Genomic DNA, 6,240 nt, shown 5'->3' on the forward strand with positions numbered 1-6,240 from the left:
CATTTGCGGAATTCAGGTTAGAAATTATTGAGAGGTTATTGTAGGTTTTTATAAGCTTAGGTCAAGAATAACCTTTAGTAATCCTCAGTTAAATTGCTCTTATTTAGGTAGGAAATAGTTAAGTTTAGGCTTGTAAATATAAGAGAAAATATAAAGTAAAAACCTGTTAAATTTAGGTAAATTTAGTCAGAGTTTGCTATAATATACAAGTCAACCTTACCCCTAAGCTAGCCCTAAGGTAAGGTCAACTCCAACATAGCAAAGTAAGAAAAATTGCTTACTAAATTATGCTATCCACAGAATTTTCTTTAATCAAAAAAACTTAAGTTTTTTTGCTTTTCTTTTTTGTTTTGTAGTAATCAAACTACTTTGTCTTAGGTAAACTATTCCATGTCTGAATCGAATAACCAAAATCCTAATGGTTTTAATGGTGAAGTAAAACCTATCAACATTGTTGATGAGTTAAAGACTTCCTATTTAGACTATGCAATGTCTGTTATTATGAGTAGGGCATTGCCAGATGCTCGTGATGGTTTTAAGCCAGTACACAGACGTGTACTGTATGCGATGCATGAAGGAGGAAATACTCCAGATAAACCTTTTGTAAAATCTGCTGAAATAGTTGGTAGAGTAATGGGTCTTTATCACCCTCATGGTGACTCTGCAATTTACGGTACCTTAGTACGTATGGCGCAAGATTTTAGTTTGCGTTATCCATTAGTACAAGGACAAGGTAACTTCGGTGGACGTGGGGACGAAGCTCCAGCGGCTATGCGTTATACAGAAGCACGTATGAGCCCAATTGCTTTAGAGCTGTTAAAGGACATTAAAAAGGAAACTGTAGATTTTATTCCGAACTACTCAAATAAAACCACAGAACCTTTAGTTTTACCTACGCGTTTCCCAAATTTACTAGTTAATGGTTCAAGCGGTATTGCCGTAGGGATGGCGACAAACATCCCTCCGCATAACTTAAATGAAGTGCTCAATGGTTGTATTGCTTACGTAGATAATCCAGAGATAACTATTGACCAATTAATGGAGTATATCCCAGCGCCAGACTTCCCTACTGGAGGTATTATTCTAGGGCGTGGTGGTATTCGTGAAGCCTACCATACAGGTAAAGGTAAACTTTACTTACGTTCAGTTTATAAAGTAACAGATGAATCTCGTGTTAAAAAGATTAACATTGTTGAAATTCCTTACCAAGTAAGTTATAACACGGTAATCGAGCGTATCAATGAGTTAATTAAGAACGATGAGATTCAAGGAATTACTGAAGTTCTTAACCTATCGAAAAACGACATTAACATTGAGTTAAGAGTTCATAAAGACTATGATCCGCATGTAATTATGAATCAACTTTTTGCAAAAACTTCATTGCAAAGTAGTGTTTCGTTTAACATGCTAGCGCTGAATAAAGGTAAGCCACAAACGCTTAACTTAAAACAGTTTATTAGTATCTTTATCGAATTCCGTCGTGAAGTTATCACACGTCGTTGTGTTTATGAATTAAAAGTAGCAAGAGCAAGAGCACATACTTTAGAAGCTTTAGCAATCGCCTTAGATAATATTGATGAGATTATTCATTTAATTCGTTCTTCTGCACGTCGTCAGGATGCAGCCCAAGCTTTACTATCAAAAGGTTGGAACTGTAAGATCTTAAGTGCAATGCTTGAGAATTTAGAGCAAAGTCCTGTGATTGCTCGTCCTTCAACTTTAGAAGAAGAGTACGGCATTAACAGTACAGACGGCTTATACTACTTAAGTCCAGCACAGGCTGATGATATCTTATCTATGCAGTTATCACGTTTAACTGGTTTAGAGCAAGATGTAATTTCAAATGAATATCGTGATAAAGTAGCTGAAATTGCTCGTTTAATTGCAATCTTAAATGATCCAGCAAAATTAACTGAAGTTTTACGTCAAGAATTAATTGAAAGTCGTGATGCAAATCGTCGCAAAGACAATAACTACGACGCACGTCTTTCAGCGGTGTCAGATGAACCTATTTCTTTAGACGATGAAAGCTTTGTTAATAAAGAAGATGTAGTAATTACCTACTCACGTGACTCTTACATTAAAACTCAAGCTTTAAATGAATATCGTAGCCAATCACGTGGTGGTCGTGGACGTCAAGCAGCGCAAATTAAGAACGATGACGAAATCGATCAATTAGTAATTGGTAAAACAACGGATACTCTGCTTTGCTTTACAAGCTTAGGTCGTGTATTCCAAATTAAAGTTTACAAGTTACCAAGAGCAACGCAAGCTTCACGTGGTCGTCCAATTAATAACTTCTTAAATCTACAAGATGATGAGCGTATTACTAACCTTATTATCCTAGATGAAGAAGCGCATGACGATATTGACAGTAAATATCTCTTCTTTGCAACTGAGCAAGGTAAAGTTAAGAAAACTAAACTTTCACTCTTTAGTAAAATTCGTACGAACGGTTTAAAAGCTATTACCTTAGCTAATACCGAAGTATTAGGAGATGAAGAGGTTGATGTTGCTGATAACGATAATTCTGTGGATACAGGCATTGATGGCCTAGACGGCGTAGATGGTGAGGAAGAAGTAAATACTTTAGTACCAGATAGATTAGCGCAAGTAGTGGTAATTACTGATGGTAGTCCAGTATACTTAATCTCACGTTTAGGTCGTGTATCAGCCTTTAATTCAGACTGTGTAAGAGCGCAAAGTCGTACTTCTCGTGGGGTGCGTGGGATGCGTCTTGCAAGCGAACAAGATCGTGTAATTGCTGCTATTGTGCCAAAAAATAATGATCCATTATTAACGGTAACAGAAAAAGGTTTAGGTAAACGTACTCGCTTAGAAGAGATTCCATTACGTGCAAATCGTGGTTCTAAAGGGGTAGGTATCCATAAACTTTCTGAACGTGCAGGTAGTGCATTAGTAGGGGCAACGCAAATTAATGAGGTTGATCAGTTAGCGATTATCACTGATGGTGGTAAACTTGTGCGTATCAATGCTAACGAGATCCGTATGACAGGTAGGGTTTCATCTGGAGTTAAACTAGTTAACCTAGTTAAAGGGGAATTAGTAGCTTCAATTGAAGCAATTGTCGATGGACAAAGTATTGAGGAAGAAGATCGCTTAGCAGCTAAAGCTCATGCTGAAGCAGAATTAGATACAAATCTAGTAGATAATTCTACTGCAGGGCACACAGCTCAAGAGGTTTCACCAATTTCAGCACAAGATTACGCTGATACTGAAGAATAAACCCTAATTTTATTAAAACCTCAAATCGCAAGATTTGAGGTTTTAATTTTGGATCAAAGATGAAAGAGAATAAAATTAACGTTGACCAAAAAGAGATTGCAAAGTTTGCAGATATGGCTCAAGATTGGTGGTCACTTAATGGTAGTTTTAAGTTAATTCATAAGTTAAATCCGCTTCGTTTGCAGTATGTGCAACAACAAGCGATTAAATACAATATTGGCGCTTTAGCTAATTTACCTGTATTAGATTTAGGTTGTGGTGCGGGAATTCTTGCTGAAGCTATGGCGCGTCAAGGAGCGCAAGTGCTAGGGATTGATATGGCTGCAGAGGCTTTAGAAGCCGGTCGCCAGCATGCCCAAGAGCACCAAGTACATAATGTTGCATATCGTTGTGTAACCGCAGAGCAATTAGCTAAAGAGCTTCCTGAACATTTTCCTTTAATTTGTTGTATGGAAATGATTGAGCATGTTCCAGACTATGCTTCGATAGTTTCTTCGATTGCCAAGATGTTACAACCAGGTGGTTTAGCGGTAATGTCAACAATTAATCGTACTTGGCAAGCACAAGTACAAATAATTGAAGTAGTTGAAAATTACTTAAAATGGCTTCCTCGTGGCACCCATGAGTACCAAAAATTTATTAAACCTGCAGAATTAGTTGCAGTTGCAGCTAAATGTGGTTTAGAAGTGCTCGAGATTGTAGGTTATAAGTATAATCTCTTTAGAGATAGCTTTAGTTTAACGAAAAACGTAGAAGTTAATTATTTAATTACTTTACGTAAGAAGTAAAAAAAATTTTATTTAAGTAGGCTTTATGCCTACTTTTTTTATTGTTGGCTATGTTAAACTATAAGGACTTTTTCTTTGATTTTTTACTGGAAGGTCCGAGATTGAAAAATTTAAAACTAAAAAAACTCATAGCCCCATTACTTTGCTTTACAACTTTTGCTAGCGCAGAGACAGTTAACCCAGAACCCCAAGTACAAGCTAACGGAGATATTCTCTATAGCGCTAAATGGGAAAACACCATTCCGGCAAATGTAAAACTAAATAAAGTACAGTTTTTACAAAGAAATGCTAAGGAAAATCCTGCGACCATAGATCCGGGCAAACTTTCAGATTCTAATTCAATTAATGTAGCTCGCTCTTTATTTGACACTCTAGTGCGTCAAGCACCAGATGGTCATTATGTAGGGGTTGCAGCTAAGGCTTGGAAACAATCAGCTGATGGTTTAACTTGGACGTTTTATTTACGTCCAGAGGCAACTTGGTCAGACGGTAAGCCAGTAACTGCGCATGACTTTGTTTATGCTTGGCAACGTTTAGTAGACCCGCAAAATGCTTCAGTTTATATAGATTACTTAGCTAACGCCAATGTAAAGAATGCACAAGAGATTTCTCAAGGTAAACTTGCTCCACAAGAGTTAGGCGTGCAAGCTCTTGATGATTACACTTTTGTTGTGCATTTAAAACAAGCAACTCCTTGGTTTACGCAACTAGTAACTTTAGGAGTACTTTCTCCTGTGCGTCAAGATAAAATTGAGCAGTTTGGTGATCAATGGACGCATCCAGAGAACTTTGTTGGTAATGGTCCATATATCCTTACCGAGAACATTATCAATGGTCATATTACCTTTGTAAAAAATCCAAAATACTGGGATGCTAAAAATGTAACAATTGATAAATCGGAGTATATTTTTATGACCGATATCAATATGATTTACAATAAATATTTAGCTAATGAAGTGCTAACTGCAGATATTCCGCCAAATATTTACAATAAAGTTTTACAAGAGCGTCCTAATGAAGTAAAAGAATATATTGATCCTTTTACTTGGTCTCTGTATTTTAATGTAGATAAGTTCCCTGACGTTAAAGTAAGAAGAGCGTTAAAACTCCTAATTGATAATCGTTACTTAACTAATGTAATTTTAAAAGCAGGGCAACCAACTTCAATTTTTACACCAACGTTTTTAGCAGATGGGCAGTTAGCAACCGAAGAAGCTTACTTTACTCGCCCATATCAGGAAAATGTTGAAGAAGCTATTGAGCTGTTAAAACAAGCGGGATATAGTAAAGAAAAACCTTTACACTTTAGTTTACTAGCACCACGTGAACAACTTATTAATGTTACCTTAGTAGCAATTCAAGGTTGGTTCCAACAAAAAACTAATGGTTTAGTGAAAATGGACACCAATATCATGGAGCGTAAGGTCTATGAAAGTGTAGTGCAGTCTAAAGATTATCAAGTACGCTTAGGTTGGTTAAGAGCTGATTATGATCAAGCTTCATCGTTTTACAATACTCTCCTCTGTAATAATGGACAAAACTCTACCCTTTGGTGTAACCCAGAGTATGATGCAATTGTCTTAGAAGCTAATAAAACTGTAGATGAGAGAAAACGCGCAGAGCTTTATGCTAAAGCTAACGAAATTATTCAAGCGCAAACGCCTGTAGCGCCAATCTACCTCAAAGGTGCCTACTTACTACAGTCTCCAGCTTTAGGTGGTTTAAGTTTAAAAGTAAAACGTAGATTTTTACGTGACTACTATGTAATTGACGCTAAAGTGGCGCCTACGACTAAGTAGTTAAACCTGCAAATTTATCTCTGGAAAAGCATTTTTTCTTAAGCTTTACCTAGTAAAACTAAGTTTTTTAGCTGAGATTAATGTTTTTTTGTAAAAAAAGCTTGCATTCTGCTTTTTTTATGGTAATCTGATATTAGGTAGACAATACCTAAAAAGTCATAACTATTTATGAGCCTGGGGCTATTAAGTAAGCTAATAAATAAACTAGAAAATAAACTAGTAAATAAATTAGCAAATAAACTTGGGAGCTTGTAGATAGGATGATAAGAAGATTGAGATTAAGAGATAAATTGACCATTGACGTAATAAATTAGATAATTTATCGTTCAAGAATAATTTAAGATTTTTAGATTTTTTAAGATTTTAAAATAAAAGAGGAGGCTTTTATAGCCTATTTTCCCGTTTTC

Annotated in this window: 3 protein-coding genes; all 3 read left to right on the forward strand. The window is 36.1% G+C overall.

The window, feature by feature from the left end:
* Positions 1 to 390: 390 nt before the first annotated feature.
* Positions 391 to 3,246, forward strand: coding sequence for a DNA topoisomerase (ATP-hydrolyzing) (locus CKF54_RS07330; RefSeq protein ID WP_119525702.1), 2,856 nt, complete (start codon positions 391 to 393; stop codon positions 3,244 to 3,246).
* Between the two features lie 59 nt (positions 3,247 to 3,305).
* On the forward strand, positions 3,306 to 4,034 hold the full coding sequence (gene ubiG / locus CKF54_RS07335; RefSeq protein WP_119525703.1) for a bifunctional 2-polyprenyl-6-hydroxyphenol methylase/3-demethylubiquinol 3-O-methyltransferase UbiG: 729 nt from the start codon (positions 3,306 to 3,308) through the stop codon (positions 4,032 to 4,034).
* Between the two features lie 101 nt (positions 4,035 to 4,135).
* On the forward strand, positions 4,136 to 5,833 hold the full coding sequence (locus CKF54_RS07340) for an ABC transporter substrate-binding protein (RefSeq protein ID WP_222987580.1): 1,698 nt from the start codon (positions 4,136 to 4,138) through the stop codon (positions 5,831 to 5,833).
* Positions 5,834 to 6,240 lie beyond the last annotated feature (407 nt).

It is taken from the genome of Psittacicella hinzii (genome assembly GCF_003585885.1).
GTDB lineage: Bacteria > Pseudomonadota > Gammaproteobacteria > Enterobacterales > Psittacicellaceae > Psittacicella.

Coding starts and splice junctions, on each gene's coding strand:
- CKF54_RS07330 (WP_119525702.1), top strand. CDS start 391: ATGTCTGAATCGAATAACCAAAATCCTAATGGTTTTAATGGTGAAGTA.
- ubiG (WP_119525703.1), top strand. CDS start 3,306: ATGAAAGAGAATAAAATTAACGTTGACCAAAAAGAGATTGCAAAGTTT.